The following is a 23,854-nucleotide window of genomic DNA, read 5'->3' as shown; positions in this document are numbered from 1 at the left end:
AGGTTGCCCAGGGGTTCGGCAGACCCTATACGCGGCTAGAATCCGCGATGCCCGAGGGAAAGAATTACATGCGCGTGCTCGTCACCGGCGGCGCCGGCTACATCGGTTCGATGCTGGTTCCGGCACTTCTCGGCCGCGGCTGGCAGGTGACCGTATTGGATACTTTCGCCGCGGGCGAACCTTTCCTGGCCCATTCCTGCGCCGATCCGAACTTCACTCCGGTGCGCGGCGATTGCCGCGACATGCGGGTGGTGGAGCCGCTGTTGCGGGAGGCGGATATCGTGCTGCCGCTGGCCGCGCTGGTCGGCGCGCCGCTCTGCGCGCGGGACGAGATCGGCGCCACCTCGCTGAACCGTGATGCGGTGGTGGAACTGGTGAAGCGCGCCGGCAAGCAGCAGTTGATCGCCTATCCCACCACCAATTCCGGCTATGGCGTGGGCGAGGGCAATGCCTTCTGCACGGAGGAGACTCCGCTGCGCCCCGTCTCGCTCTATGGCCGCACCAAGGTGGATGCGGAGGAGGCGGTGCTGTCGCATCCGAATTCCCTGTCCTTCCGCCTGGCGACCGTGTTCGGCATGGCGCCCCGCATGCGGCTCGACCTGCTGGTGAACGACTTCACCTGGCGCGCGGTGAATGACCGCGCCGTGGTGCTGTTCGAGGCGCATTTCCGGCGCAACTACATCCACATCCGCGACGTGGTGAAGGCCTTCCTGCACGGCATCGACAACGTCGAATCGATGCGCCAGCAGGCCTATAATGTGGGCCTGTCGGAGGCCAACCTGTCCAAGGCGCAGCTCTGCGACCGCATCGCCAAGCACGTGCCCGGCTTCGTCTGGCTGGAGGCGCCAGTGGGGGAGGACCCCGACAAGCGCGACTACATCGTCTCCAACGACAAGCTGGAAGCCACCGGCTGGATGCCCGACCATGGCCTGGACAAGGGTATCCAGGAATTGATCAAGGGCTACCGCATGATCCGCAACGGGCGCTTCGCCAATGTCTGACAGCCGCATGGTGGTTCCCGCCCCCGGCGTGATGCTGGACATGGCCTGCCGCTGCTGCGGGTCCCGCCGGGTCGAGCTGGTGATCGACCTCGGCGACCAGCCGCATTGCAACCGGCTCGTCCGCCCGGACCTGGCCCCGGGGGTGGAGCCGCACTACCCGCTGCGCGTCGGCTTCTGCCGGGACTGCACCATGGTGCAGATCGACCATACGATTCCCAAGGAATCGATGTTCACCGACTATCCCTACGTCTCCGGCACCACGAAGACGCTGCCGGCGCATTTCCTCGAGACCAGCCAGCGCATCGCCGCCGCCTATGACGTGAAGGCGGGCGACCTCGTCGTCGATATCGGCAGCAATGACGGCACTTGGCTGAAGCAATGGGCGTTCAGCGGCGCCCGCGTGCTGGGCGTGGAGGCGGCGGGCAATGTCGCGAAGCTGGCGCAGGATGCCGGCGTGCCGACCTGGCACCGCTTCTTCAACGCGGAATGCTGCGCCGACATTCGCAAGGAATTCGGCCCGGCGAAGATCATCACTGCCGCCGGCGTGTTCTTCCACCTGGAGGAACTGCACAGCGTGGTGGAAGGCATCGCCGCGCTGCTGGATAGCGACGGCGTCTTCGTCGTGCAGGCGATCTACCTCGGCGGCATGGTGGAGAACACCGCCTTCGATCAGGTCTATCACGAGCATCTCTGCTACTACACGCTGAAGTCACTCTCGGCCCTGCTCGGGCAGCATGGGCTGGAGGTGTTCTCCGCCGATCTGGTGGATATCCATGGCGGCAGCATCGAGGCGCATGTCGCCCGCAAGGGCACCCGCCCGGTGCAGGATAGCGTGCGGGCGATGCAGGCCGAGGAAACCCGCAAGGGCTTCGGCGAGATCGAGACCTACCGCACCTTCGCCGGCAATGTGCTGGATCTGCGGACCCGCCTCGTCGCCTTGCTGCAGGGCTACAAGGATGCCGGAAAATCGGTCTGGGCCTATGGCGCGCCGGCCAAGGGCGCCACGCTGCTGAACAGCTTCGGCATCGGGCCGGAGCTGGTGCAGAAGGCGGTCGAGAAGAATCCGATGAAGGTCGGCCTCGCCATTCCCGGCGTGCGCATCCCGATCGAGGCGGAGGAAGGCGCGCGGCCGGACGCCTATCTCGTGCTCGCCTGGAACTTCATCAATGAATTTCTGGTGAAAGAACGCGCCTATATGGCGGGTGGCGGCGAACTTGTGGTGCCGATCCCGAAGGTGCGCGCCTACGGCAAGGCGGACGCATGAGTGCGTCCGATGACCGTAGCGCCGCAGGGCGCGAAGGTCTGAATCGGCCGCCACACGAAGCCATGCCGCCGGCGGTGGTCGTCTGGGGCGCCAGCGGCTTCATCGGTCGCAATGTGGTGGATGCGCTGCAGGGCCTTGTGCCCGTGGTGATCGGCGTCAACGCCTCCGGCACCGCGGTGCCGGGCTGCACGCAGACCGTCGCGGCCGATGCGGTGGATTCGCTGCCGGCGCTGCCGCAGGGCACGGCGATCATCCATGTCGCCTCCTATCGCTACTTCGCTTCCCAGTTTGGCAAGCAGCAGGCGGAAATCCTGTCCGCCAACCTTTCGATGACGGAGCAGGTCTATCGCTTCGCCATGGCGCGCGGCATTTCCGAAGTCCGCGCCGCCTCCTCCTCCGCCGTCTATCCCGCATCCTGGGCGGTACAGGATGATGCCGTTGCGCTCGACCTGAACGACTGGCCGCATGATGGCGAGGCCGCCTATGCCTGGTCGAAGCGCTGGGGCGAGATTACCGCCGAATTGTGGCGTCGGCGGATGGGGATCAGCACCATCAGCTTTCGCCTGACAAATCCCTACGGCCCGCATGACACGCTGGATGAGGACGAGGCGCATGTCGCCACCGCCTTCGTCATCCGCGCCGCCGGCGATGCGCCGGAATTCGAGGTGCGCGGCGATCCGGATGCGGAACGCGACTTCATCTATTCGGGCGATGCCGCCGCGGCCTTCGTCGAATCGCTGAAGCTGACGGGCGTGACGGAGGCGGTGAACCTGGCCTTCGGCGAAACCCGCACGGTGCGCGACCTGGCCGAATGCGCGATGCGCGCGGCGGGCCGCCAGCGCCCGATCAAGCTGACCTCGCCGCCCGCCGCCGGGAACCGTGGCGTGAAGGTACGCCGCGCCGCGGCGGCGAAGCTGCGCCAGCTACTGCCGGGGCTGGCGCCCTTCCGCAGCCTGGATGACGGCATGGCCGCAACTCTTGCCTGGTACCGCGATGCCCTACGCCGATAGCCCGACCATCATCCTCGGCGCCGATGGCTTCCTGGGCCGGAACCTTGTGGAGCGCTGGACCGCCGAGGGCTGGCCGGTGCACGCCATCGGCCGCGCCGCCGGGGATTTCACCGATGCGACCGTCGTGGACCGCGCCCTGCGCGATGCGCCGAAGGCCGGGCGCATCTTTCACGCGATCACAAAGCAGCGGACCGGGCAGATCCAGTACGGCATCCAGGGGGAACTGCTGCGCGACAATGCGCGCATCCACCTGAACGTGCTGGATGCCTGGCGGGCGCATCAGCCGCAGGCCAAGCTGGTCTCGCTCGGCTCCTCCTGCACCTATGCGGAAGCGGACCATGCGACGCCGGAGGCGGAATTCGGCATCGGTCGGCCGCACCCCTCCGTGCAGGGCTACGCGCTGGCCAAGGAACTGCTCGCGACGGGCTGCGAGGTGTTCGGCAAGCAATATGACATGCGCTGGCTGCACTGCGTGCTCGCCACCGTCTATGGCCCGCATGCGCATACCGAGGATACCCGCGCGCATTTCATGGCCGCGATGATCGACCGCGCCATCCGCACCCAGGCCAGTGGCGCGATGGAATTCGAGGTGTGGGGAAACCCGCACACGGTACGCGACCTTCTGCATGTGCATGACCAGATCGACGCCATCCTCGCCGCCGACGCCGCCTTCACCGACTGCGTGCTGAACGTGACCCCCAACGCCCCGGTCGAGATCGGCGACTGCGCCAAGGCGATCCTGGCCGCGCTGCACTGGGATGCGCGCATCGTGCATCCGCCCGGCTCCTTCCAGGGCGCCGGCTACAAGAGCCTGGATTCCACGCGCTTCCTGGAGCGCACCGGCTGGCGCCCGAAGCTGAGTGTGGAGCAGGGCGTTTCGCAGATCCTGGCTGGTCGCCAAGCAGGAAACGCCCACCGATGATGACCGTCTCCCGCACGCCCTTGCGCGTGTCCTTCTTCGGCGGCGGCACGGACTACCCCGAATATTTCGCGCGTGCCCGTGGCGCCGTGCTCGGCATGGCGATCGACCAGTATGTCTATGTCGCGGCGCTGCGGCTGACCAATATCCTGGATTACCGCTACCGCATCTCCTACTCGAAGATGGAGCAGGTGCGGGAGCTGGACGCGATCGAGCATCCGGTGGTGCGGGAGGCGATCCGCCACTACGGCTATGGCAGCCCGCTCGACATCTCCATCATGGCGGATCTGCCGGCGCGCAGCGGCCTTGGTTCCTCCTCCTCCTTCACCGTGGGTTTCGTGAACCTGCTGTTCGAGCTGCTGGGCCGCGGTGCCACCAAGATGGATCTGGCGCGGGAGGCGGTGCATGTGGAGCGCGGCCTGCTCGGCGAGAATTGCGGCGTGCAGGACCAGCACCACGCGGCCTTCGGCGGTCTGAACCGCTTCGACTTCGAGGGCAACCGCACCCGCATCAGCCCGATCCAGATGACGGCGGAATGCCAGGCGGCGCTGACCTCCTCGCTGTTCCTGGTCTATACCGGCATGACGCGCTTCGCATCCGCCACGCTGGACGAGCAGATGGCGAAGACCAAGTCCGGTGCCTCGGACAAGGATCTCACGCATCTGCTGGCCCTGGTGGACCAGGCGCAGACGGTGCTGGAGGGTACAGAGCCAGGCGCCTTGCTGCGCGAATTCGGCGCCATGCTGCATGAGGGGTGGGAGACGAAGAAGCGCCTGTCCTCCAAGGTGTCTTCGCCGCAGATCGACGCGCTTTACGACAAGGCGCGTGCCGCCGGGGCGTTGGGTGGCAAGCTGTGCGGCGCCGGCGCCGGCGGCTTCCTGCTGATGCTGGTGCCGCCGGATCTGCAGGCCGGCTTCCGGCTGCGCATGGCGGAGCATTCCCTCATTCCCGTCGGGCTCGATACGCTCGGCGCCACCATCCTCAGGGGTTGAGCATGTCGTCTGCCGAGACCTCCGGATCGGCAGGCCGCCGGATCCTGGTGCTGGATGCCGACCTGTTCGGCCAGGTCGGCGGCGGCCAGGCGGTGTTCCGCAGGATGATGCTGCACCGGCCGCAGGATAGCTGGTTCTACTTCCGCCGCGAGGAAGCCGCCGACGCGCAGCGCCCGGCCAATGCGCGCGCCATCCCGCTGGTGGACCAGCTGCTGGCTCTGCCGCAGGAGGTGCCGGAGACGCTGCACCATTTCCTGTGGGTCTGGCGCATCGCCCGCAACATGGCGCGCTCCGTCGCCCTGGCCTGCGGCCGCGTGGATTTCGATGTGGTGGACGTGCCGGACTATACCCAGCTCGGCCCCTTCATCCGGCTCGCGCTCGCGGCGGAAGGCTGCACGGTGGACCGGGTCGTCGTCTCCCTGCACGGCACCCTGTCCGACGCCTTCCGCGCCGGCTGGCCGACCGGGCAGGATGAGGGCCGTATCCTGGCCGAGTTGCGGGTGCGCGAACACCTGCAGTTCCGCGCCGCGGATGGGCGCTACGCCATCAGCGAAAGCTACGCCCGCGCCTGGCAGCGCCGCATCCCGGCGCCGGTCACGCTGCTCGACCCGCTGGTGATCACCGGCGTCCCCGCGCCGCGCGCCGCGGACCGCAAGGATGGCGCGCCGGACCTCGCCTTCATCGGGCGGCGAGAGAAGTGGAAAGGCCCGGACCTGTTCCTCGACGCCGCCTGGGGCCTCGACCCGGACAGCTACCGGCGGCTGCTGCTGATCGGCCCGGAAGGCCCGAACCGGCTCGGCCAGGGCTCGGAGGCGCTGTTGCGCGCCGCCGCCCGCCGGCGTGGCCTGGAGGCGCGGCTGGAGATGACCGGCCCGATGGGGCGCGACGCGGTGCAGGCGCTGCTCGGCGGGCGATCCCTGCTGCTGCTGCCCTCCCGCCACGACACCTTCAACCTGACGGCGCTGGAGGCGATCTGCCGCGGCTGCCCGACGCTGGTCTCGGACCGCGCCGGCGTCGCGCAATGGCTGCGCGCCAACGTGCCCGGGCTGGACTGGGCGGTGGTCGACATCGATTGCGCGCGTGGCGCGGCGGCGGCGGCGGCGCAGGTGCTGGGCGATTACGACGCGTATCGGGACCGGCTGGCGCAGGCGCTGCACCAGGCGGCGCTGGTGCCGGATGTGTCGGGGCTCGACCGGCTGCACCAGCGCCAGGGCGCCGCCGATGTGCGGGCGCAGCAGGCAGCGATCGAGATCGTGGCGCAGCTCTCGGCCGCGCTGATGGACCCGCCGCAGGGCCTGCGCCACTCGGCGGAAGCGCGGCTGGAACAGGGCCGCATGGCGCTGCTCGCCGGGGCGCGGCGGGCGCATCGCGTGCTGCCGGTGAAGCGCGCCCTTCGCGGCGCCTGGCGCATGCTGCCGCACCGGGCGCGGTCCGAGATGCTGGATATCGCCGGCCGGCTGCGCGCCATCGCCACCACGCCGGCGGGCCATTCCCGTCGCGGTGCGCTGGTCGGGCAGGTGGATGGCGCCATCCGGCTGCGCGGCGGCTTCGACGAAAAGGCCTATGGCCAGATCCGCAACCTGTCCCACCTGCCGCCGCTGCTGGCCGGGCTGCGCGCCATGCCGGAACGCAGGGCGGAGGAGATCGAGGCCAAGCTGCGCTGCCTGACAGCCGCCGTCGGCACCCATCTGGCCGACCGCGTGGTGCTGTTCCGGGAGATGGCGCGGCTGGAACGCCGCCTCGGCAACCCGCTGACCGCGGCCACCTACCTGCTGCGGACGCTGCGCTGGGTCGGCGGCGACCCGCGCGGCGACCTGCCCTTCATCGCCCATACCCTGCGCCAGAACAATTTCCTGCAGGAGGCCCTGACGGCGGAGGCGATGTTCGATGGCGCGGCGGATGGCCCGGCCCGCTGCCTGGAGCTGATGCGCGGCGCCTATGCCCGCAACCGCAGCAAGCCCGATCTGCCGCTCGCCGTGCTGGACGACCGGCGCGACCTGGCGGCCCAACCGCGGAGCGGCATCAGGGCCCAGCCGCGCGCCTGCGTCATCGCCTCGCTCTACAATGCCGCCGACAAGCTGCCGACGCTGCTGGGGATGCTGGCGCGACAGACGCTCGCGCAACAGGGCGGGCTGGAGGTGGTGCTGGTGGACAGCAATTCCCCGGCCGATGAGCAGGCCGCCTTCGCCGCCTTCGCCGCCGCGCATCCCGGCCTGCCGATCTGCTTCGCCCGCTCGGCGGAGCGGGAGACGATCCAGGCCGCCTGGAACCGCGGCATCAAGCTGGCCCGCGCGCCCTACCTCGCCTTCCTCGGCGCCGATGAGGGGCTGCACCCGGATGCGCTGCGCCAGCTGGCCGATGCGCTGGATGCCGATGGCTCCGCCGACTGGGCCATGGCGGACAGCATCGTCACCAATGTCGACAAGCATGGCGTCTACGACAACGACATCATGGTCTATGACCGGACCGGCTACCGGCAGGACCTGGTCTATCTCGAGACCTGCTACCTGTCCTGGGTCGGCGCGCTGTACCGCCGCTCGATCCATGACCGCTTCGGCTATTACGACGAGGGCTTCCGGGCCGCCGGCGATACCGAGTTCAAGAACCGGGTGATGCCGCATATCCGCAGCATCCACATTCCCGCGCCGCTCGGCATCTTCAACAACTACCCGGAGGAGCGCACCACGCAGCATCCGCGGGCGGAGATCGAGGATCTGCGCGCCTGGTACCTGTGGCGCAGCGCGGCGGGCATGGACTACGCCTTCGGCCAGCGCGCGCCGGAGGATGCGGCGGCGCTGCTGCGGGATTGCTTCGGCTATCGCAAATCCTATTGCGGCCATCTCTCGACCGATTACGACCTGGCCGCCGCGCTGTCGGACCACCTGATGCGGCGGGAGGACCGGCCGGACTGGGCCGCCGCCGCCTGGCAGGAAACCCGCCGCGCCCTTGCGCTGATCCGTGGCTTCGAGGAAGTGCCGGATGATGTGCGCCGCCCCGGCAGCGGCATCCCCCGCCGCATCTGGGGCGTCGGCCAGCTGCGCGCGGCGCAGGCCCAGGCGCGGCGGCAGCGCGAGAGGCTGGGGCTGGAGTCCGACCCGCCCTTCCAGGTCTTCAACGACAACCGCTACGAACAGCATTGGTGGTCGTGGAGCGTGGGGTAGAGCATTTTCACGCCTTGCGGCTTCGCAAGGCGACTCGGAAAATGCGTTGGAACAATAAGCTAGAGAAGCCCCTCGCGCCGAAAGCTGAACACCCGCCCGTTCCCGATGATGATGTGATCGTGCAGCACGATCGAGAGGATCAACCCGGCCTGCTTCACCTCGCGCGTCATCTCAAGATCGGCCTTGGAGGGTGTCGGGTCGCCTGAGGGGTGGTTGTGGACCAGAATCAGCGCGGTCGCATGCAGCTCGAGCGCGCGCTTGACGACCTCCCGCGGATAGACCGGCGTGTGGTTGACCGTCCCACGCGCCTGCGCCTCATCCGCGATAAGGCGGTTGCGGGTGTCCAGGAACAGGACCCGGAACTGCTCGATCTGCTCCCGCGCCATGACAAGCTTCAGGTAGTCGATGAGCAGATCCCATTTGTTCAGGATCGGCGCATCCATCACCTCCGCCCTCGCCATCCGAAGCGCGGAGGCCTGGACAAGCTTCAATGCCGTGACACTGTGCGGCCCGAGGCCTCGCGTGTTCAGGAGATCCTGCTGGGGCGCCGCCAGGACTTTCGCGAAGCTACCGAAGCGGTTGATCAAGGCCTTGGCCAGTGGCTTGGTGTCGCCCTTCGGAATGGCGAAGAACAGCAGCATCTCAAGAAGCTCGTAATCCGCGAGCGCATCCGGGCCTCGGGTCAGCATCTTCTCGCGCATGCGACCGCGATGCCCGTGCGGGCCGGTGCTGGGGAAAGGCACCGCGTCCGAACCCCTGTTGGGCGCGCTGCCGCATGGCGCATCGCCACGCTCCGCCGGAGGCCGATAGAGAGAGCGGCCCGGCTCATCTCTCATCTCCAGGCTCTGCAGGTCTGCTGCCTCCTGAAATCCCGGCGCGCGGTAGGTGGCGGTCGCGTAGCGATCTCCGCTGCGCTCGCCCCGCGATGCGGCCCGGCGCAACGTAAGCGCTGCAGTCAGTAGCTTCCACAACCACACCAGGCCTGACCTCCCGCTGAACGGCGGGACTATGCCATTAACCTTTGAGTCAGGGAGACTTATTCTACTCTGGGTTGATTGTAAGTCGCTGCGCCGCACGCGGTAGCCAGGCCGGCCAGGGGTGAAGCCGGATGACCTCCACCATCCTGTGCCGCGACGCGATGGCGACCGATGCTTCGGATGCGGCGGGCGAACTGACGCGGTGCGGCGTTCTAGCGGCCCGGCAGCGTCCCGCCGCTGAAGGCCGGCAGCCGGGACCGCGCGGTGGCGCGCGGCGGGAAGGGCGGCGTCTCCGCCAGCAGCAGGGGCAGAGCCGGGCCAGGCTCGGCATCTACGGGCAGGCCGAGGAGCGGCAGGTAGGCGGCCATCACGCGGCGATGGTCGTAGCCGGCGGCCAGCGCCCGCCCGCCCGCGGCCAGCCGTGCCAGCCCCGCCGCATCCGCGACCAGCGCCGGCAGCAATGCCGCCCAGCGGTCGAGATCATCCTCCACCACGCCCTGCTCGCCATCCGTCACCGGCAGGCCGCGGAAGGCGACGCTGGTGCCGAGCACGGGCAGCCCCGCGGCCATCGCCTCCAGCGTCTTCAGCGAGCTGCCGGTGCCTTCCGGCAGCGGCACCAGGGCGAGATGCGCCGCCTGGTACAGCGCGGCCAGCACCACGTCATGCACCCGGCCCAGGACTACGAAGCCGGGCGCTTCCTCCGCCGGCGCAGCGCTGCCGGCGACGACGATCAGCGGCGCCGCCTCGCCCAGCCCGGCATGCAGCCGGGCGGCCAGGGCGCGCAGATGCGCCACCGCCGTGATGTTGGGTGGGTGGTTGCTGCCGACGAACAGGCCGAAGGGCCGCTCCGGCAGCTCGATCCCCATGCGCCGCAGCATCAGCCGCGGCGCCACCGGCAGCGACCGGGACATGGCGGCGAGGTCCACCGGGTTCGGCACCACCTGCGCCTGCACGCCGAGCGCCGCGAAATGCGCCGCGTCGCCGGGCGTCACCGCCACCACCTTCGGCGCCCGGCGCAGCGCGCGGGCTTCGAGCCAGGCGGTCAGCCGGCGCAGCAGGGCGGATCCGGGCACCCGGTCCTCGATCACGTCATGCGCCGTCAGCACGCAGGGCACGCCGAGGCGTTCGCAGGTCTGCAGCACCGGCCCGGCCCAGAAGCCGTATTCCAGCAGCACCGCATCGGCACTGGCGACCAGCCGCTCGATGCGGCGGCGAAAGAAGGGGTCCGCCAGGCGTTGCAGGTGCAGCCAGGGGAACAGCACCTCGCCGGCCTGCGCCGCGCCGCTCAGCGGGCGGGCAGCCAGCCGCAGGCCGCGCCAGGCGAGGCCCTTGGCGAGCCGGATCATGCGGCGTTCGTGCAGCGACTCCACCAGGATGTTGCCGCGCCGGGTGGTGGGGGCGGCGCCGTCCTGCAGCACGCGCAGCTCCTCGACATGCGGAGCGATGACCTCCGCCATCAGGTTGCTGCGTAGGCTGGCGCCGGCCTTCCGGTCGAGGAAATCGGGCCAGGGATAGAATACCTGCACCCGCCGCGGCGGCTCCGGCGGCAGCGGCGGCGGCGGCGGCGCCAGCACGGCGCGCATCAGCGCCGCGCCGCCATGCCGGGCGAGGCAGCCGGCGCGTCCGGCCAGCGCGCCGGCGGCCAGCCGCGGCCAGGCGGCATGCGCCTGGCGGATCGCGGCGGCCAGGCCCTTCGGGTCGCGATCCGCCACCAGTATCCCGGCGCCGCACAGCGCCAGTTCATCCGCCATCCAGGTGGCGGCGGTGCAGATCACCGGGCGGCCGCCGCCCAGCGCCTCCGGCAGCACGCCGGAGGTGCGGGCCTCATAGATCTCGCGCCAATAGGGCAGCAGCACCAGGTCCGACTCGGCCAGCAGCGCGGTGTAGGATTCGGGCGTCAGCGCCCGGCGCAGCAGCCGGACCTCCTCCGGCAGGTCGAGCGCGAATTCATCGATCGCGGCGGCGACATCCGGCGCCGCGTCATTGGCCTGCAGGGTGAAGCGCAGCCCGGCCAGCCCGGCGGGTTCCGCGCGCAGCAGCCGGATCGCCGCCAGGATCTCGAGGAAACCCTTCTCGTCGCGCGCATTGCCCAGGCTGACCATGTGCAGCGCGCGGCCTGCGGACTGGTCAGACGGGGGTGGCGCGGGCGGCGGCAGGTCCGGCGGCGTGTGCGGAATCGGCAGCACCTCCACCGGCAGGCCGGCCAGCCGGCCGATGCGCCGCGCCAGCCGGGCGCTGTCCGAGGCCAGCCGCAGCCTTGCGCCATCACCGACCGCGCGGCGCAGCCGGGCGAAGGCGCGGCCGGTCAGGCCGTCATCGTAGAATTCGGTCTGGTAGCGCAGCAGGGCGATGATGGTGACATGCCGCGGCAGCGCCTCCACCACCCGCGCAAGGCCGAGCATCTGCCGCTTGGTCAGCATATGCGCCAGCAGGATCGACCCCGGCGGCAGGTCCCTCGGCAGCGCGCCCAGCAGGTCCTCGGCGAAGCGGCGGTTGCGGAACAGATCGTCCCGCCGCCGCCGGATCGGGCCGCCGCCCGCCCGTTGCGCCCAGATGTCATCGTGGAAGGCCGGCACGGCGCCGGCCTGGCGGGCGACATCCTCCGGCAATGCGCGATGGCCGAGCACCAGGGTGGCGAAGCCGGCGGCGCGCGCCGCTTCGGCAACCGCGTGGTCGTAGGAGAAATGGTGGCCGACGAAATCCCGCAGGCTGGGGTCGGCGATGCAGAAAAGAGCTGGAGTGCCGCTCACGCCGTCGCTTCGAGGCCGCCCAGGACCTCCTCGACCGGCCCGTCGGCCAGGATCATCCCGCCCTCCAGCCGGATGGCGCGGTTGCACCAGCGGCGCACCACGGCGAAGTCATGCGTCGCGACCACCATGATGTCGGCGCCGCCGACCAGCCGGGCCAGGCGTTCCTCCGCCTTGGCCATGAAGGCGGCATCGCCGGCCAGGAACCACTCATCCATCAGCAGCACCTGGGGCTGCATGGCGGTGGCCATGGCGAAGGACAGCCGCACGCCCATGCCGGCCGAATAGGTGCGGATCGGCACGTCGAAGAAATCGCCGAGGCCGGCGAATTCCGCCACCTCCTCCGCCAGCCGGTCGCATTCGGCATCCGTCAGGCCGCGATACAGGCCGCGCAGGCGGACATTCTCCCGGCCCGTCGATTCGTTGTCCATGCCGGCGGCCACGTCGATCAGCGCGCCGATCTGGCCGGTGACGGTCAGGCTGCCGGCGACCGGTTCATAGACGCCGGCCAGCGTCCGCAGCAGCGTGGTCTTGCCGGCGCCGTTCGGGCCGACCAGGGCCACGCGGTCCCCGGTGCCGATGCGGAAATCCAGGTTGCGCAGCGCGGTGACGACGATCCGGTTGGACGGGTCCGTATGCAGCCGGGACTTGCCCATCAGCCGCTTCTTCAGCGACCGCGCGCCGATGTGATAATAGGGAAAGTCCAGGCAGAGCCCGCGGGCTTCGATCACGGCCATGATTCTGCGCCCTACACCCAGAAGGCCACGCGGCCGCGGAAGCGCACGAAGAACACCGCCGCCACCACCACCGTCGCAATCGTGTAGAGGATGGCCGCGACCCAGGCCAAGGGCGGGCCGCCACCCTCCACCAGCGGGCCGCGCACCGTCTCCAGTATCGCGTAGAACGGGTTCAGCGGCATCCAGGCCTCCCAATGCCCGAGCAGCCTTGGCTTCCACAGGATCGGGGTGAGGAAGAAGGCGAGCTGCATGGTGCTGCCGACGATCGGGCCGATGTCGCGGAAGCGGGCGCAGAGCATGCCGAGGAACAGCGCCGCCGCCACCGAATTGATCGCGATCAGGATAAGGCCCGGGATCGCCAGCACCGCTTCCGGCCCCGGCAGGTGGCCGCAGATCAGGAAGACCACCAGGATCAGCGGGAAGTTGTGCGCGGCGATGATGCCGTTCCGCATCACGCAGCGCAGCGCATGCACCGTGTAGGGCAGCGGCAATTGCCGGATGATGCCCTCCGACGCGGTCAGGCTGGTGGTGGCGTCGTTCACCATCTGGCTGATGGCGTTCCAGATCACCAGGCTGACCGCCAGATGCGGCAGGTATTCCCGCAGCGACATGTTGAACAGCGTCGAGTACAGCAGGCCGAGGCCCAGCAGCATCGCGCCGGTCGACAGCGTCAACCAGAACGGCCCGAGGACGGAGCCGCGGTAGCGGTTGCGGATGTCAAGCCAAGCGAGGGTGAAGGCCAGGCGCCAGCGGCTGGCGCCGAGTCGGACATCCTCGATCGCCTTGCGGAGTCGCTGCGGGTCTGCCGCATCGACATGGTAGGCCGGCATCGTCGCGGCGGTTTGGTCGAGCATGCGGCGGCTCATAGCCCGGCGGGTTGCGCCGGGCCATAGCTACGGCCGGGACCGGCTACTTCACCGTCCCACGATAGCCTTGCGGCACGGCGTCATAGGGGCTGGAGACCTGTGCCCCGGTGCCGGCGCCCGGCGGCGCGTAGTAGCCCTGCGGCGGCGGCGCGTAGGCGGCCGGCGGCGGGCCGCCCGCGGCACGGGACAGGCGCACCCGGTCGCCGCGCGTGATCACCACGCGGTCGCCGGCCTGCAGCCCTTCCTCATTCGTCTGCACCACGGCGATGTCGCCGCCGCGATCCTCCCGCACCACGAACTCGATGGCGGTGCCGCGGGTCATGCCGCCTTCCACCGCGCTGCCGGCGAGGCCGCCGAGCAGGGCGCCGCCCAGGCCGGCCAGCAGGTTCGACCGGGTGTCGCCGCCGATGAAGCTGCCGGCGATGCCGCCCGCCACCGCGCCGCCGACCGTACCGATGCCGCTGCCGCCGCCGGCGACCTGCACCGGACGGCTGCCGACGATGGTGCCGTAGGAGACGGAGGCGGCGCTGCCCAGCGTGCCGGCACGCACCGTGCTGCCGGTCTGCTGCGGCGCGCAGGCCGGCAGGGCGGCCACCAGGGCCAGGGCTGCGACGGCAGGGATCAGCCTTTGCGTCAGGCGCGTGGGGGTCAGGCGCATGGTCACGTTACCTCACGGTATAATGGTCGGCAGGTTTGGTGCCGGAATGGTTGCGGTGACGAGAGGCCAGAAATAGGCGCTGCGCACAGTTTGTTCCACCACGATGGCGCGATCGGGGCGCGTTCTGCCATGATCTCGTCCTTGCCTCCGCCGGTCGCATTGGGTTAGGCAATTGCCTCCGATACTTGCGAGCGGACTTGAACGACGGGACGGAAGTCGGGGTTGGCCTGGGCCGGTGCATCGCTAGGGGGCGATGCGCGGGCCGGGGGGGCAGGCCTCGGGATCGACACCCGCAACCGACGGAGATCCTGGCATGAACCGGTTCAGCGCTACGGGCATGGGGCGCCCGTTGGCTGCCTGCCTGCTTCTGGGGATGCTGGCCGCCTGCGGCCAGACCACCCAAAGGGCGGTCACCCAGGGCCCGGCGGCCTCCTCCTCGCAATGGGCGCGGCCGCACAGCTACGACCCGCCCGGCCCCTCGCACGACCCGTGGGGCCCCTACATCACCCAGGCCTCGCAGCGCTTCGACATTCCGGAGCGCTGGATCCGGGAGGTGATGCGCCAGGAATCCGGTGGCCGCGTCTCCGCCACCTCCCGCGTCGGCGCCATGGGGCTGATGCAGGTGATGCCCGGCACCTATCGCGAATTGCAGGGCAAGTACGGCCTCGGCACCGATCCCTATCACCCGTGGGACAGCCTGATGGCCGGCACCGCCTATCTGCGGGAGATGTATGAGCTGTACGGCGCGCCGGGCTTCCTGGCCGCCTACAATGCCGGCCCGCGCCGACTCGAGGACTACCTGTGGGGTGGTCGCGGCCTGCCGGCGGAAACCCGCAACTACGTCGCCCGCATCGGACCGCGCATCCAGGGCGCGCATCCGAACCGCCGCGCGGCGCCGGAGGTCTATGCCGCCGCCGAGATTCCGCTGAGCATCCCGGCCGGCCCGCGCCGCGGCGATACCGCCACCATGCTGGCGCTGCGCGACCAGCGCCGCGCGGTGGACCCGGGCGTCCAGGTGGCCAGCCTGCCGCCCGGCCCGGTGGTGCGGATGGACCCGATTCCGGACGGCTCGACGCAGAGCTACTCGGCGCCGACGCAGCTCGCCTCCGCCGGTGGCTTCATGGTTTCGCAGGCCGCGGCCCAAGGGGCGGTCCAGGGGCCGGTGGTGGCGATGGCGCCGGTGGCGAGCCTGGGCGATTTCCAGACCCGCATGGAACCGATCGCCAGCCCCGGCGACTTCGCCGCCACGCCGCCGCCGTCCAGCAGCCTCGGGGGTGGCTACCAGATGGCCGCTGCGCCGGCGCAGGTGACGCGGATGGAGCCGGTGGTCAGCCCCGGCGATCCTGGCAGCGCCAGCAGCTCGGCCAGCTTCAGCTCGGCCGGCGTCAGCTCGGGCAGTTTCAGCAGCTACAGCAGCGTCGGCAGTGTCGCCGCCGAGCCGCTCGCGGCACCGCCGCCGGTCGCGCCGCGCGTCGCCCTGGCGGCGGCCAGCCGGCCGGAGCCGCGTCAGCCGGAGCCGCGCCAGCTCGCGCCCTCCGTCGCGGCGCTGCAGCCGCAGGCGCTGCCCTTCGTGCGGGTCGATCCGCCGGGCGTGGCGGCGGCGCCGGCCTCGCGCGGCTTTGGCCTGATCCCGCAGGCGCAGGCCAGCACCCTGCCGGCCCGCCCGTTGGTCGCCTCGGTACCCGCGGGCGGTGGCGGCTGGGGCATCCAGGTGGGGGCCTTCGCCTCCGCCAACCTGGCGCGGGACGCGGCCGGCCAGGCGCGCAGCCGCGTCGGTGCCTCCGGCGTCCGGGCGCAGGTGCAGCCGGTGCCGCAGGGGCGGTCCACGCTGTACCGGGCCCGCGTGACCGGGCTGGCCGACCGCGATGCCGCTGAACAGGCCTGCGAGCGCCTGCGCGGCAGCGGCGCCTGCATGGTGGTGGCGCCGGGCGTCTGAGCGCGAAGCCGGTATCCTGAGCGATGCCGGCTTCCGGGCCTGTCCTGGTGATCGGCGCGGGCGGCCATGCGCTGGTGGTGATCGAGGCGCTGCGTGCCAGTGGCCGGGCGATCGCCGGGCTGCTGGATGACGGGCCGGGCGCCGGTGGCCTGGTCCTCGGTTGCGCGCGACTCGGCGGCACCGACTTGCTGCAGGCCCTGCGCGCCCAGGGTCTTGCCGAGGCGGCGGTCGCCATCGGCGACAATGCCACCCGCGCGGCCCTCGGCGCCCGCTGCGAGGCGGCGGGCTTCACGCTGCCGGCGCTGGTCCATCCGGCCGCGCTGGTCTCCCCCTCCGCCACGCTGGGCGCCGGCTGCCAGGTGATGGCGCGCGCGGTGCTCGGGCCGCTGGCACGGCTCGGACGGCTGGTGCTGGTGAATACCGGTGCGATCGTCGAGCACGAATGCCAATTGGGCGAGGCCGCTCATCTCGGCCCTGGCGCGGTGCTGTGTGGCGGCGTGAAACTCGGCGCGCGCACGCTGGTGGCGGCCGGCGCGGTGGTGCGGCCGGCGGTGACGCTGGGCGCCGATGTGCTGGTGGCGCCGGGTGCCGCCGTGACGGGACCGGTGCCGGATGGCGCGCGGCTCGGCGGCGTGCCGGCGCGACCGATGCGCAGCCCGGCGCCCGGCGCGAGCGACGCGCAAAAGTGTCACGGATGACACGGCCCGGTTGTCGGGAACGGACCGGGCGGCCTCTCATGCGTCACAAAAAGGTGAGTTTGTAACCGCTGAGTGCTGGAAGATTCCTTTCGGGGGGAGAATACTGCCGGCCCATGGCCCCCGGAACCCAGAACCCCCACGATCAACGCGGCCTCCTCGGCCTGCGGCCGCCGGCTGCGCTGGCGGATAATGCGTTGGCGCCCCGCGCCATGCCCAACCATCTGGCCAACCCCGCACCTGCCACGCCCCCGCGCCCCGACTACCCCATCATCTCCTCCGGCTGGGATGATGAGGATACGGGACCTGCCAGCAAGACCAGCGACCTGATGACTGCGGTGCGGGCGGGCATCGTGCTGCTGGTCGGCATGGTCGCGCTGGGCCTGCTGATCCGCTGAAGGCGGCTCAGGGCACCACCCTCAGGGCACCATCACGCGCAGCATGTAGGCCTCGGTCGCCTCGATATCGGCGGGCAGGGCGACGAATCGGTGCCGGTCGATGGAGGTCCGGTTCGGCTGCGTCCCGCCGATGTTGAAGGCGAGGGATGAGGTGATGGTGGGCATCCGGTCCGCATTCACGCCCACCAGTTCCACCCGCACGCTGCGCCGTTCCTCCACCTGCTTCAGCGCGGTGGCGGAGAAGCTGTAGTTCACCAGCGCCTGCCCTTCCCGCTGCGGCCCGACCGGCGCCACCACGAAATTGTTCAGCCGGATGCCGCCGCCGGTCAGCTCCAGATTGACCAGGTCGCCCGGCGCGATCCGCCGCCAGCCACTGTCGAATTCCTGCGCCGTCACCGCTTGCGGGGCGACGGCGAGGGCGATGACGGCGGTGATCAGGGTGCGGCGCATGCGGGGCGGTCTCCCAATGTGAGAAAGGCAGATGAGGCCCGGAGCATCCCGATCAACCCGGCGGCGCCCTGGCCTGGCGCCCCACAACCACCGCCCGCCGGCCGCCTTCCGCGGATTGTCGGCGCTTCGGACGCCGTGCAACGGCCCGTCGCACCGCCCGTTGCGGCACGATCACGATGCCGCAAGAGGGGCGGGACTTGCCCCGCCTGCACGCCTCCCGCAATTTGCCGCCGGCTGCATGGGGGAGGCGTCGCTGGCATTCCGGGATCTTGATCGGCTGTTGCGGCCGCGTTCCGTCGCCGTGGTCGGTGCCTCCGACGACGCCACCCGCATCGGCGGGCGGCCACTGGCCTATATGCTCTCCCAGGGTTTCGCGGGCGCCTTGATGCCGGTGAACCCGAATCGCGCGACGGTGCAGGGCGTGCCGGCCTTCGCCAATGTCGCCAGCCTGCCCGAGGCGCCGGACGCCGCGATCGTGGCGATTCCCGGCGAGGCGGCGATCCAGGCGGTGGCCGATCTCGGCGCGCGCGGCTGCGGCGCGGCCATCGTCTTCACCGCCGGCTTCGCCGAGACCGGGGAGGCGGGAGCCGCCATGCAGGCCAGGCTGCTGGAGGCGGCGCGGCCATCCGGCATGCGGCTGCTCGGGCCGAACTGCCTCGGCCTGTTCAACGCCACGCTGGGCTATTTTCCCATTTTCTCCGCCAGCTTCGAGAATGGCTGGCCCCGCCAGGCGCTGCCCGGCATGGGCGGGGTCGGCATCGCCAGCCAGTCCGGTGCCTATGGCAGCCATCTCTTCGCCGCTGCGCGCGACCGCGGCATCGCCACCCCGGTGCTGGTGACCACGGGCAACGAGGCCGATCTCGGCCTGTCCGACATCATCGGCTGGATGGCGGAAAGCGAGGAGGTGCAGGTCATCGCCGCCTATGCCGAGGGCATCCAGAACGGCCCGCGCTTCGTCGCGGCGCTCGAAGCCGCCCGCGCGGCGAAGAAGCCGGTGGTGATGATGAAGGTCGGGCGCAGCAAGCTCGGCCAGGCGGCGGCGCAATCCCACACCGCCTCGATCGCCGGCGATGACCGGGTGATGGATGCGGTGCTGGCCGAGTTCGGCGTGCACCGCGCCCGCACCACGGAAGAATTGCTGGACGTCTGCTACGTCGCCCAGCGCGGCATCTTTCCGGCCCGCAACTCGCTCGGCGTGGTCACCATTTCCGGCGGCGCGGGCGTGCTGATGTCCGATGCGGCGGAGGCGGCCGGCCTGCCGATGCCGCCGATGCCGGAGGCGGCCCAGGCGAAACTGAAGGAACTGGTGCCCTTCTCCTCGCCGCTCAATCCGGTGGACTGCACGGCGCAGGCCTTCAACGACATGAGCGTGATCGGCGCCTTCGCGGAGTCGATGGTCACCGATGGCGGCTATGCCAGCGTCATCGCCTTCTTCACCCAATGGGGGGCCAGCCCCTCCATGGCGCCGCGGCTGCGGGCTGAGCTGAAGAAGGTGCTGGACGCGCACCCCGACCGCATCTTCCTGCTGTCCATCCTCGCCCCGGTGGAACGGGTGCGGGAGTGGGAGGCGGATGGCTTCCTCTGCATGGAGGATCCCTCCCGCGCCGTGGTCGCACTCGCCGCCATGGGCCGCTTCGGCGAGGCTTTCGCCGAAACGCCCTCGCCCGCCGAGATCCTGCCGGAAATCCCGCTGCCCGCCATCGCGCCGAATGAGGCCGATGCCAAGCGCATCCTGGAAGCCGCCGGCATCCCCATGGTGCCGGAAGCAGCCTGCCAGAGCGCGGAAGATGCGGTGAACGCCGCGGATGCCATCGGCTACCCGGTGGTGGCGAAGATCCTGTCGCCCGACATCCTGCACAAATCCGAGATCGGCGGCGTGCTGCTGAACCTCGGCCACGCCGCCGCGGTGCGCGAAGGTTTCGCGCTGCTGAAGCAGCGCGCCCGGGCCCATGCGCCCACCGCGCGGATCGATGGCGTGCTGATCGCGAAGCAGGTGGTGGGCGGCACGGAAATCGCGCTTGGCGTGGTACGCGACCCGGTCTTCGGGCCGATGGCGATGGTGGGCCTCGGCGGCGTCTTCATCGAGATTTTCGCGGATGTCGCCTTCCGGCGCTGCCCCGTCGATGTGGCGCAGGCGGAGGCGATGATCCGGTCGCTGCGCGGCTTCCCGCTGCTGGATGGGGCGCGCGGCAAACCCAAGGCGGATATTCCCGCACTCGCGCAGGCCCTCGTCGCCCTGTCCCGCTTCGGCGCGGCGGCGGGGCCGCGCCTGGCCTCGGCGGAAATCAACCCGCTGCTGGTGCTGCCCGCGGGCCAGGGCGCCTTCGCCGCCGACGCGGTCCTCGAGCTCACGGACTGACCATGCCGATCGATTACCAGACCCTGCTGAGCTTCCCGATCCCGGAAATCCGCCAGGCGCTTCGCTGGCAGGATTCTGCGCTCTACGCGCTCTCGCTCGGCGTCGGGCAGGACCCGATGGACAGCGCGGCGCTGCGCTACGTGACGGAGGGCGCCGACATGCGCGCGCTGCCGACCATGGCGGTGGTGCTCGGCTATCCCGGCTTCTGGCTGGCCGACCCGGCCACCGGCGTGGACGCGGTGAAGCTGGTGGCCGGCGAGCAGGCGGTGGAACTGTTCGCGCCGCTGCCGACCAGCGGCACGATCGTTGGAAGATCCCGCGTCACCGGCCTGGTGGACCGCGGTGCCGGCAAGGGCGCGCTGCTCTACACCGCGCGCGACATCCTGGACGAGGCGACGGGCCAGAAGCTCGCCACGGTGGAGAACACCACCTTCCTGCGTGGCGATGGCGGCTTCGGCGGGCCGGACGGGCCGGTGAAGCGCCTGGCGGCTGAACCCGGCAGTGCGCCGGAGATCACGCTGGACCTGCCGACACGCCCCGAGATGGCGCTGATCTACCGCCTGAACGGCGACCACAACCCGCTGCACAGCGACCCGGCGCTCGCCGCCAAAGCCGGCTTCCCGCGCCCGATCCTGCACGGCCTCGGCACCTTCGGCGTGGTCGGCCGCGCGCTGCTCGCTAGCATCTGCGACCATGACCCGAACCGCTTCGGCCGCATGGAATGCCGCTTCTCCGCCCCGGTCTTCCCGGGCGAGACCATCCGCACCGAAATCTGGCGCACCCCGGAAGGCGCCGCCTTCCGCGCCAGGGTCGTGGAGCGCGACATTACCGTCATCAGCCACGGCGCCTTCCGCACCCGCTGAATCTGGACGCTCCCGCGCCAAGCAGCTACCAGACCCACAGGAATTGAGGGCGGATATGATCAACAAGATCGTCCAGTCGATCGCCGAATCGCTGGAAGGCGTGAAGGACGGCGCCACGGTGCTGATGGGCGGCTTCGGCGCCGTCGGCCAGCCCGATGAGCTCATCGAGGGCCTGCTGGAGCAGGGCGCGCGCGACCTGGTCGTGGTCGCCAACAATGCCGGTGCCGGCAAGGTCGGCCTGGCGCGGCTGATGATGGAAGGCCGCGTGCGGAAGATCATCTGCTCCTTCCCCCGCTCCGCCGGCTCGACGGTGTTCGAGGAGCTGTACCGCGCCGGCAAGCTGGAGCTGGAGATCGTGCCGCAGGGCACGCTGGCAGAGCGCATGCGCGCCGCCGGCGCCGGCATCCCGGCCTTCTTCACCCCGACCGGCGCCGGCACCAAGCTCGCCCAGGGCAAGGAAAGCCGCGTCTTCAACGGCCGCGAGCACATCCTGGAACACGCGCTGCCGGGCGATGTCGCGCTGGTCGAGGCCTGGCAGGCCGATCGCTGGGGCAATCTGACCTACCGGGAATCGGGCCGGAACTTCAACCCGGTGATGGCGATGGCCGCCACCCTGACGGTGGCGCAGACCCATCACATCCTGGACCTGGGGCAGATCGCGCCCGACCATGTCCATACGCCGGGCATCTTCGTCCAGCGCGTTGTCGAGGTTGCCCGCGGCGCGCCCTGGGCCTGAGGCTCAGTTCGCTGCGACGGTCGCCTCGACGTCCTTCATGGAATGCCCGGTGAGGTCCTTGGCGATCTCCCCGAGCAGCTTCGCCGACAGGGTCTTGTGGTAGTGCTTGCGCAGCTCGCCGAGCGTGCGCGGGGCGGCGATGATGACCAGGCTCTCGATATGGCCGGCCATCACCTGCTGGTTCAGCATCGCGGCGACACCGGCCGCGTGGCCATCCTCATCCTGCTGGCTGTCATCGGGGTTGGCGGAGCTGCTGGCATGGCGGCCGCCGGCGCCCTTGTTGTCGGAATCGACCGCAGGCGGCTGCATCTCGGCCAATTGCAGCGAACCGGCGTCGCCATCGTTGCGGAACAGTTGGAGCTTCTCGCCATCGACGACGGCGACATAGGCATTGTTCGGAAGCTGCATGGGAAACTCCTGGGGTCTGGCCGGCGCCGCTCGACGATCCGCCGGCCTGATGCCGGCCGGGAAAGGGGCGCCCCGCGAGGTCAACGCCAGGGCGGCCGATTGGCTCCCTGGCCCCGTCCCAGCAGCGGCGATAAGCTCAGGCCAGGGATGACCGGCGCGAGCCGGGCTGGTCGGGCATGAAGCGGCAGGAGACGACGCGAATGGCGGGTGTGACGCGGCAGGGCATGGCGGCGCGGGTGGCGCAGGACATCCCCGAGGGTTGGTTCGTCAATCTCGGGATCGGCATCCCCACCATGGTGGCGGATCATGTGCCGGTGGAGCGCGAGGTGATCCTGCATTCCGAGAACGGCATTTTGGGGATGGGTCCGGCGCCGGAGGCCGGGAAGGGCAATGCCTGGCTGGTGAATGCGGGCAAGCAGCAGGTGACGCTGCGGCCGGGCGGCAGCTTCTTCCACCACGCCGACAGCTTCGGGATGATCCGCGGCGGGCATATCGACCTGTGCGTGCTGGGCGCCTTTGAGGTCGCGGAGAATGGCGACATCGCCAATTGGGCAACGAGCGAGAATGACAGCGCGCCGGCGGTCGGTGGCGCGATGGACCTGGCCGCCGGCGCCAAGCGGTTGTGGGTGGTGATGGACCACACGACCAAGGATGGCCGGCCGAAGCTGGTGGAGAAGTGCGGCTACCCGCTGACGGCGCCGGGCGCGGTGCAGCGCATCTACACCAACCTCGCGGTGGTGGATGTGGTGCAGGGCCGTGGCTTCGTGCTGCGGGAGATCCTGGCGGAGGGCCTGTCCTTCGCGGAGCTGCAGGCGCAGACCGGCGCCGTGCTGCACACCGACGCATGAGCGACGCCCCGGTGATGCGCGTGGCGCAGGCGCAGGATGGCGGCGTGCTGACGCTGACGCTGGACTACCCGGCGCGGCGCAATGCGCTGTCGGTTCCGTTGCGGGAGCAGCTGTTCGAAGCGCTGGAGGCGGCGCAGGGCGATGCCGGCGTGCGCGCCGTGGTCATCACCGGCGCGGGCGGCACCTTCTGCTCGGGCGGCGACATTTCCGGCATGGATGTGCGGGATGCGGAGCAGGGGCGGGAGAGGATGCGGCGCACGCATCGCATCATCCGCCTGATGGTCGGCGGACGGCTGCCGATCGTCGCCGCGGTGGAGGGTTGGTGCGTCGGTGCCGGGCTTTCCGTCGCCTGTGCCAGCGACACCATCGTGGCCTCGGCGGAGGCGCGCTTCATGGCGGGCTTCAACAAGGTGGGGCTGATGGCCGATCTCGGCCTGCCCTTCACCCTGCCGGCGCGGATCGGCGTGGCGCGGGCGCGGCAGGTGCTGTTCTACGCGGAGCCGATGGGGGCGGAGGCGGCGGAGCGGATCGGGTTGGTCGATCGCGTGGTGCCGAAGGGCACGGCCCTGGCGGCCGCGCAGCTCGTGGCGCAGGGCCTCGCCGCCCAGGCCGCGCTGCCGATCGCGCTGACCAAGCGCATGCTGGCCGAGGGGCTGGATGCGGCGCTGGAGCGGGAGCGGGACTGGCAGACCATGTGCTTCCTCTCGGCCGATCACGCGGAAGGCCGCGCGGCCTTCATGGCGAAGCGGGAGCCGGTGTTCGGCGGCGGTTGACCGTTTTCCCCTTGCGACGCAGCCTCGCGGCGGTGCCGCGGCCTTGAGTCTCGCGG

The 23,854-nt window shown here is 70.5% G+C and carries 21 protein-coding genes; 14 read left to right on the top strand and 7 right to left on the bottom strand.

Translation table 11 applies throughout. The features are described 5' to 3' along the window. Positions 1-68: 68 nt before the first annotated feature. From HB662_RS07295 to HB662_RS29640, 6 genes are all read left to right on the top strand, one after another. Entirely contained in the window at positions 69-1,001 is a 933-nt protein-coding gene (locus tag HB662_RS07295) for an NAD-dependent epimerase/dehydratase family protein (protein WP_168048688.1), read from the top strand. Then, positions 994-2,265, top strand: a complete 1,272-nt coding sequence (locus tag HB662_RS07290; RefSeq protein WP_209443146.1) for a class I SAM-dependent methyltransferase — start codon at positions 994-996, stop codon at positions 2,263-2,265. Before HB662_RS07295 ends, HB662_RS07290 begins: the two co-directional genes overlap by 8 nt. 62 nt (positions 2,266-2,327) lie before the next feature. Further along, positions 2,328-3,275 (top strand): NAD-dependent epimerase/dehydratase family protein, encoded by a 948-nt coding sequence (locus tag HB662_RS07285; RefSeq protein ID WP_168048686.1) that lies wholly within the window; start codon positions 2,328-2,330, stop codon positions 3,273-3,275. Further along, positions 3,259-4,197, top strand: coding sequence for an NAD-dependent epimerase/dehydratase family protein (locus HB662_RS07280; RefSeq protein ID WP_168048684.1), 939 nt, complete (start codon positions 3,259-3,261; stop codon positions 4,195-4,197). Before HB662_RS07285 ends, HB662_RS07280 begins: the two co-directional genes overlap by 17 nt. Then, entirely contained in the window at positions 4,194-5,186 is a 993-nt protein-coding gene (locus HB662_RS07275) for a GHMP family kinase ATP-binding protein (RefSeq protein WP_168048682.1), read from the top strand. The genes HB662_RS07280 and HB662_RS07275 overlap by 4 nt, the downstream gene beginning before the upstream one ends. A 2-nt stretch (positions 5,187-5,188) precedes the next feature. Further along, positions 5,189-8,347 (top strand): glycosyltransferase, encoded by a 3,159-nt coding sequence (locus tag HB662_RS29640; protein ID WP_168048680.1) that lies wholly within the window; start codon positions 5,189-5,191, stop codon positions 8,345-8,347. 59 nt (positions 8,348-8,406) lie between these two features. On the opposite strand, the gene radC is transcribed toward HB662_RS29640, so the two are convergent. The 5 genes from radC to HB662_RS07245 all read right to left on the bottom strand — a co-directional run bounded on the left by radC (position 8,407) and on the right by HB662_RS07245 (position 14,332). After that, positions 8,407-9,183: a RadC family protein gene (radC, locus tag HB662_RS07265; RefSeq protein ID WP_168049395.1), complete on the bottom strand. Its 777-nt coding sequence runs from the start codon at positions 9,181-9,183 to the stop codon at positions 8,407-8,409. Positions 9,184-9,536: 353 nt separating this feature from the next. Further along, positions 9,537-12,074, bottom strand: a complete 2,538-nt coding sequence (locus HB662_RS07260; protein ID WP_168048678.1) for a glycosyltransferase — start codon at positions 12,072-12,074, stop codon at positions 9,537-9,539. After that, on the bottom strand, positions 12,071-12,808 hold the full coding sequence (locus HB662_RS07255; protein WP_168048676.1) for an ABC transporter ATP-binding protein: 738 nt from the start codon (positions 12,806-12,808) through the stop codon (positions 12,071-12,073). The genes HB662_RS07260 and HB662_RS07255 overlap by 4 nt, the downstream gene beginning before the upstream one ends. Before the next feature lie 11 nt (positions 12,809-12,819). Next, positions 12,820-13,662: an ABC transporter permease gene (locus tag HB662_RS07250; RefSeq protein ID WP_168048674.1), complete on the bottom strand. Its 843-nt coding sequence runs from the start codon at positions 13,660-13,662 to the stop codon at positions 12,820-12,822. A gap of 55 nt (positions 13,663-13,717) precedes the next feature. Next, on the bottom strand, positions 13,718-14,332 hold the full coding sequence (locus HB662_RS07245) for a glycine zipper 2TM domain-containing protein (RefSeq protein ID WP_245185486.1): 615 nt from the start codon (positions 14,330-14,332) through the stop codon (positions 13,718-13,720). Positions 14,333-14,645: 313 nt separating this feature from the next. Here HB662_RS07245 and HB662_RS30045 point away from each other — a divergent pair, with 313 nt between their 5' ends. The 3 genes from HB662_RS30045 (at position 14,646) to HB662_RS07230 (ending at position 17,361) form a co-directional block, all read left to right on the top strand. After that, positions 14,646-16,268 (top strand): transglycosylase SLT domain-containing protein, encoded by a 1,623-nt coding sequence (locus tag HB662_RS30045; protein WP_168048672.1) that lies wholly within the window; start codon positions 14,646-14,648, stop codon positions 16,266-16,268. A gap of 23 nt (positions 16,269-16,291) precedes the next feature. Continuing rightward, positions 16,292-16,966: an acetyltransferase gene (locus HB662_RS07235; RefSeq protein WP_168048670.1), complete on the top strand. Its 675-nt coding sequence runs from the start codon at positions 16,292-16,294 to the stop codon at positions 16,964-16,966. Positions 16,967-17,175: 209 nt separating this feature from the next. Further along, entirely contained in the window at positions 17,176-17,361 is a 186-nt protein-coding gene (locus HB662_RS07230; RefSeq protein ID WP_168048668.1) for a hypothetical protein, read from the top strand. A gap of 21 nt (positions 17,362-17,382) precedes the next feature. On the opposite strand, the gene HB662_RS07225 is transcribed toward HB662_RS07230, so the two are convergent. Next, on the bottom strand, positions 17,383-17,811 hold the full coding sequence (locus tag HB662_RS07225; protein WP_168048666.1) for a hypothetical protein: 429 nt from the start codon (positions 17,809-17,811) through the stop codon (positions 17,383-17,385). 280 nt (positions 17,812-18,091) lie between these two features. Between HB662_RS07225 and HB662_RS07220 the strand changes: the two genes are divergently transcribed. From HB662_RS07220 to HB662_RS07210, 3 genes are read left to right on the top strand one after another with little or no spacing between them, the layout of a single operon-like run. Continuing rightward, positions 18,092-20,170: an acetate--CoA ligase family protein gene (locus HB662_RS07220; protein WP_245185485.1), complete on the top strand. Its 2,079-nt coding sequence runs from the start codon at positions 18,092-18,094 to the stop codon at positions 20,168-20,170. 2 nt (positions 20,171-20,172) lie between these two features. After that, entirely contained in the window at positions 20,173-21,033 is an 861-nt protein-coding gene (locus tag HB662_RS07215; RefSeq protein ID WP_168048662.1) for a MaoC/PaaZ C-terminal domain-containing protein, read from the top strand. Positions 21,034-21,088: 55 nt separating this feature from the next. Continuing rightward, positions 21,089-21,769 carry a 3-oxoacid CoA-transferase subunit A gene (locus tag HB662_RS07210; protein ID WP_168048660.1) on the top strand — a complete coding sequence of 227 codons (681 nt, stop codon included), beginning with the start codon at positions 21,089-21,091 and terminating at the stop codon, positions 21,767-21,769. 3 nt (positions 21,770-21,772) lie between these two features. Here HB662_RS07210 and HB662_RS07205 read toward each other — a convergent pair whose 3' ends face one another. Continuing rightward, positions 21,773-22,177 carry a host attachment family protein gene (locus HB662_RS07205; protein ID WP_168048658.1) on the bottom strand — a complete coding sequence of 135 codons (405 nt, stop codon included), beginning with the start codon at positions 22,175-22,177 and terminating at the stop codon, positions 21,773-21,775. A gap of 200 nt (positions 22,178-22,377) precedes the next feature. Between HB662_RS07205 and HB662_RS07200 the strand changes: the two genes are divergently transcribed. After that, on the top strand, positions 22,378-23,025 hold the full coding sequence (locus tag HB662_RS07200; protein ID WP_168048656.1) for a 3-oxoacid CoA-transferase subunit B: 648 nt from the start codon (positions 22,378-22,380) through the stop codon (positions 23,023-23,025). Beyond that, a complete protein-coding gene (locus HB662_RS07195; protein ID WP_168048654.1) occupies positions 23,022-23,798 on the top strand; it encodes an enoyl-CoA hydratase/isomerase family protein in 777 nt (258 codons plus the stop codon). Before HB662_RS07200 ends, HB662_RS07195 begins: the two co-directional genes overlap by 4 nt. Positions 23,799-23,854: the final 56 nt, after the last annotated feature.

Origin of the sequence: Falsiroseomonas frigidaquae (assembly GCF_012163145.1) — a bacterium.
In the GTDB taxonomy this organism is placed as follows: domain Bacteria; phylum Pseudomonadota; class Alphaproteobacteria; order Acetobacterales; family Acetobacteraceae; genus Falsiroseomonas; species Falsiroseomonas frigidaquae.
This window is presented reverse-complemented; position numbering and strand designations above follow the sequence as displayed.

Coding starts and splice junctions, on each gene's coding strand:
- HB662_RS07295 (WP_168048688.1), top strand. CDS start 69: ATGCGCGTGCTCGTCACCGGCGGCGCCGGCTACATCGGTTCGATGCTG.
- HB662_RS07290 (WP_209443146.1), top strand. CDS start 994: ATGTCTGACAGCCGCATGGTGGTTCCCGCCCCCGGCGTGATGCTGGAC.
- HB662_RS07285 (WP_168048686.1), top strand. CDS start 2,328: ATGCCGCCGGCGGTGGTCGTCTGGGGCGCCAGCGGCTTCATCGGTCGC.
- HB662_RS07280 (WP_168048684.1), top strand. CDS start 3,259: ATGCCCTACGCCGATAGCCCGACCATCATCCTCGGCGCCGATGGCTTC.
- HB662_RS07275 (WP_168048682.1), top strand. CDS start 4,194: ATGATGACCGTCTCCCGCACGCCCTTGCGCGTGTCCTTCTTCGGCGGC.
- HB662_RS29640 (WP_168048680.1), top strand. CDS start 5,189: ATGTCGTCTGCCGAGACCTCCGGATCGGCAGGCCGCCGGATCCTGGTG.
- radC (WP_168049395.1), bottom strand. CDS start 9,183: ATGAGAGATGAGCCGGGCCGCTCTCTCTATCGGCCTCCGGCGGAGCGT.
- HB662_RS07255 (WP_168048676.1), bottom strand. CDS start 12,808: ATGGCCGTGATCGAAGCCCGCGGGCTCTGCCTGGACTTTCCCTATTAT.
- HB662_RS07250 (WP_168048674.1), bottom strand. CDS start 13,662: ATGCTCGACCAAACCGCCGCGACGATGCCGGCCTACCATGTCGATGCG.
- HB662_RS07245 (WP_245185486.1), bottom strand. CDS start 14,332: ATGCGCCTGACCCCCACGCGCCTGACGCAAAGGCTGATCCCTGCCGTC.
- HB662_RS30045 (WP_168048672.1), top strand. CDS start 14,646: ATGAACCGGTTCAGCGCTACGGGCATGGGGCGCCCGTTGGCTGCCTGC.
- HB662_RS07235 (WP_168048670.1), top strand. CDS start 16,292: ATGCCGGCTTCCGGGCCTGTCCTGGTGATCGGCGCGGGCGGCCATGCG.
- HB662_RS07230 (WP_168048668.1), top strand. CDS start 17,176: ATGCCCAACCATCTGGCCAACCCCGCACCTGCCACGCCCCCGCGCCCC.
- HB662_RS07225 (WP_168048666.1), bottom strand. CDS start 17,811: ATGCGCCGCACCCTGATCACCGCCGTCATCGCCCTCGCCGTCGCCCCG.
- HB662_RS07215 (WP_168048662.1), top strand. CDS start 20,173: ATGCCGATCGATTACCAGACCCTGCTGAGCTTCCCGATCCCGGAAATC.
- HB662_RS07210 (WP_168048660.1), top strand. CDS start 21,089: ATGATCAACAAGATCGTCCAGTCGATCGCCGAATCGCTGGAAGGCGTG.
- HB662_RS07205 (WP_168048658.1), bottom strand. CDS start 22,177: ATGCAGCTTCCGAACAATGCCTATGTCGCCGTCGTCGATGGCGAGAAG.
- HB662_RS07200 (WP_168048656.1), top strand. CDS start 22,378: ATGGCGGGTGTGACGCGGCAGGGCATGGCGGCGCGGGTGGCGCAGGAC.
- HB662_RS07195 (WP_168048654.1), top strand. CDS start 23,022: ATGAGCGACGCCCCGGTGATGCGCGTGGCGCAGGCGCAGGATGGCGGC.